This window comes from Kitasatospora sp. NPDC059571 (genome assembly GCF_042735675.1).
Lineage (GTDB): Bacteria > Actinomycetota > Actinomycetes > Streptomycetales > Streptomycetaceae > Kitasatospora.
The window spans coordinates 1-3,588 of sequence record NZ_JBHWBW010000646.1 but is presented as its reverse complement, the minus strand read 5'-3'; the positions used below and the strand labels follow the sequence as shown (position 1 = coordinate 3,588).

The following is a 3,588-nucleotide window of genomic DNA, read 5'->3' as shown; positions in this document are numbered from 1 at the left end:
GACCGCGGCTGGCCGGCTGGGTCGCCACCGGGCGGTTCCAGGTGATCCTTGCCCCGCGGGCGGGCGGCGCCGCGCCGGCCGCCCCGAGCCCGGCCCCCTCGGCCTCGGGGGGCGGTGCCTGATGGCGGTCGTCGCCGTGGCCGGCGGCCCGGGCGCCCCGGGCGCCACCACGTCCGCCCTGGCCCTGCTGCTCGCCTGGCCGCTGCACCCCGGCCGCCGGGTGCTGCTCGCCGAGTGCGACCCGGACGGCGGCGCCGTCCTGGCCGGCGCCCTGGAGGGCCGGATCGACGCGGTGTACGGGCTGCGCAACCTGGCTGTCGCAGACCGCCGCGGACTGCTCGCGCAGACCATCTGGGAGCAGCTGATCGACCTGTCGCCGGCCGGCGGCGGCGAGCGGCTGCTGCTGCCCGGCCTGACCGACCCGGCGCAGGCGCCCGGCCTGGCATACACCTGGGAGCCGCTCGCCGAGGCGTTCCACGCGCTGGAGGCGCAGGGCTACGACGTCATCGTGGACCTGGGCCGCTCCGGCGCGACCGGGGCCGGCGCGGTGCTGGCCCGGCGGGCCGACGCGGTCGCGGTGGTCGTGCGGACGACCCTGCGCGGCCTGTCGGCGGCCCGGCCGCGGCTCGCCGCCCTGCGCGAGGACCTGGAGGCATCCGGCACCGGCGCCGACGCGCTGCTCCTGCTGCCGGTGGCCGAGGGCCCGTACCCGGCCGCGGAGGCGGCCCGCGAGCTGCGGGTGGAGGGCCTCGGCGGGCTGCCGTTCGCGCCGCGCACCGCCCGGGTGCTCTCCGACGGCGGCGACACCGCGGACCGCCGGTTCGTCCGCTCGGAGCTGATGCGCGCCGCGCGCAGCAGCGCCGACGCCCTCCAGCAGCTGGTCGCCCGCCGGCGGCAGCGGCTGGCCCCGCAGCAGCCCGCGCCGCAGCCCCCGGTGTCCGCGCCGCCGCAGGCGTGGCAGCCGCGGACCGGCCCGGTGCTCGGCCCGGTCCAGCCGCGAGGGCCGTGGGCGCCGGCACCGGAGCCGCACCCGCTCGCCTTCCCGCCGCACATAGCGCCGCCCGCCGTGCCGCAGCCGGCGGCCCCCGCGCCGTTCCCGCCGCCGCAGCAGCACACGGGGTACGGGGAGGTGCTCCGTGCGCGGTAGTCCGCTCCACCACGGCCCGCCTCCCGCGCCGCAGCAGCGCCTCGGCGCGGCCGACCCGGCGGCGCTGCCCTGGGCGGCGCCGGTGGCCACCGGCCCGGTCCGTCCGTCCGGCGCGCCGGCCGCCGCCGTCCCGGGCGCACCGCACCTGCGGCCGGTCGGCACCGGCCCGGCCGTCGACCCACAGGTCGCGCGCGAGCTCAAGCGCCAGGTCGCGGCCGAACTCCACCAGCAGCTCTCCCGGTTGGAGGGCTCCGGCGAGGTCGACCCGCCCACCCGGCGCCAGCGCGGCCGGGCCCTGATCGAGGAGGCGGTGGCCCGCTGGTCCGACGCCTACGCGCAGACCCACGGCATCCCGCCCACCCGCGACCAGGACCGGGCGCTCGCCGAGGCCGTCTACGACCTGCTCTTCCGGGCGGGCCGGCTCCAGCCGTACCTGGACGACCCGCAGATCGAGAACATCCTGGTCAACGGCTGCGACGACGTGTGGGTGTCGCGGGTCAACGAGCCGCTGCGGCAGGTCCCGCCGGTCGCCGACAGCGACGCCGAACTCGTCGAGCTGCTCCAGGACCTGGCCCGCCAGCACGGCGGCGGCGAGCGCAGCCTGTCCACCGCCAGCCCGACCCTGGCGCTGCGGCTGGAGGGCGGGATGCGCCTGCAGGCGCTGACGGAGGTCACCCCGCGCCCGTACGTGGCGATCCGCCGGCACCGGGTCGCCTCGGCGACGCTGCCCGACCTCGTCCGGCTCGGCACCCTCGACGGCACCCTGGCGGCGTTCCTGGCCGCCGCGATCCGGGCGAAGAAGAACGTCATGGTGACCGGCACCCAGGGCGTCGGCAAGACCAGCCTGCTGCGTGCGATGGCCGCCGAGATCCCGCCGGACGAGCGGGTCGGCACCCTGGAGACCGAGTTCGAGCTGTGGCTGCACACTCTCGGCCACCTGCGCCAGGTGGTGCCGATGGAGGCCCGCGAGGGCAACGGCGAACGCGTCGACGGCCGGGCCGCCGGCGAGCTGACCATCGGTGAACTCATCCCCGCCGCGCTGCGGATGACGCTGTCGCGGATCATCGTCGGCGAGGTCCGCTCGGCCGAGGTCGTCCCCATGCTGCGGGTGATGACCAACGGCGAGGGCGGGTCCATGTGCACCCTGCACGCCCGCGCCCCGCACATGGTGGTCGACCGGATCGCCGAACTCTGCCTGGAGTACGGCGCCCACATGACCGACAGCCTCGCCTACCGGCTCACCGCCAACGCGGTGGACTTCGTCGTGCACGTGACGATGGTCGACGAGACCGCCGTCGGCGGCCGCCGGCACCGCTTCGTCTCGCACGTCCTGGAGATCACCGGCCTCGGCGAGAGCGGAAGACCCGCGATGAACCAGGTGTTCGGCCCGCGCGCCGAGCACGGCGAGCCGAGGGCCGTCCCGCACACCCCGCCGCAGTGCCTCGACGACCTGCGCCGGGCCGGCTTCGACGCCGGCCTGCTCCAGTCCCCGTACGGCAGTTGGGGTGCCCCGCTGCCGCTGCGGATCGGCGGTGCGCACTGATGCTGCTCTACGTGCTCTGCGGGCTGGCCGTCACGGGCGGCCTGGTCGCCCTGGTCGCCGGCCTGGTCGGCACCCGTGCCGAGGAGGCGCCCGCCGCCCCGCTCACCGGCCGGCTGCACGTGTTCTGGTACGGCGCGCCCGGCACGGCCTCGCCCGCCGTCGCCCGGCTGCGGCGGATCCAGTCCGTGCTCGCGGCCGTCGGCGCCCCGGTGGCCTGGCTCTTCACCGGCATCCCGCTCACCGCGCTGCTCGTCCCGCTCGCCGTCTTCGGCCTGCCCTGGCTCTACGACGCGACCCGCTCCGACACCCGCCGGATCGAGCGGCTGGAGGCCCTCGCCGAGTGGACCCAGCGGCTGGCGGACGTACTGCTGCTGGGCGTCGGCCTCAACCAGGCCGTCATCACCAGCCGCCGGACCGCACCGCCCGCCCTGGAGACGGAGATCGCCGACCTCGCCGCCCGGCTGCAGTCCCGCTGGCGGCCGGAGGACGCCCTGCGCGCCTTCGGCGACGAACTCGCCGACGCCACCGCGGACAAGGTCCTCGCCGCACTGCTGCTGCGCTCCGGCGACAGCGGGCCGGGCCTCGCCCGGGCGCTGTCCGACATCGCCGAATCGGTCCGCGAGGAGGTCCGCCAGCGCCGCACCATCGAGGCCGACCGGGCCAAGCACCGCACCACGGTGCGCTGGCTGGTCGGCATCATCCTGCTGGTGCTGGCCGCCGGCGCGCTCAACCCGCGCTACACCGCGCCGTACGCCTCGTTCACCGGGCAGGTGGTGCTCGCCGTGGTCGCCGCCGCGTTCGTCGGGGTGATCGCCTGGATGCGCTCACTGGCCGCGCACAGCCCGCTGCCCCGCCTGCTGGAGGCCGACCGCCGCAGCAAGGCCGGCCGGCCGGCCGG

The 3,588-nt window shown here is 77.6% G+C and carries 3 protein-coding genes; all 3 read left to right on the top strand.

The features are described from left to right. Positions 1–121: 121 nt before the first annotated feature. Positions 122–1,147 carry a hypothetical protein gene (locus ACFV0G_RS37195; protein WP_380557573.1) on the top strand — a complete coding sequence of 342 codons (1,026 nt, stop codon included), beginning with the start codon at positions 122–124 and terminating at the stop codon, positions 1,145–1,147. Further along, the gene (locus tag ACFV0G_RS37190) at positions 1,137–2,690 is read left to right on the top strand and encodes a CpaF family protein (RefSeq protein WP_380557570.1); all 1,554 of its coding nucleotides are present in this window, start codon (positions 1,137–1,139) and stop codon (positions 2,688–2,690) included. Before ACFV0G_RS37195 ends, ACFV0G_RS37190 begins: the two co-directional genes overlap by 11 nt. Continuing rightward, on the top strand, positions 2,690–3,588 hold an 899-nt coding region (locus ACFV0G_RS37185), incomplete at its 3' end, for a type II secretion system F family protein (protein ID WP_380557567.1). The genes ACFV0G_RS37190 and ACFV0G_RS37185, both read left to right, overlap by 1 nt.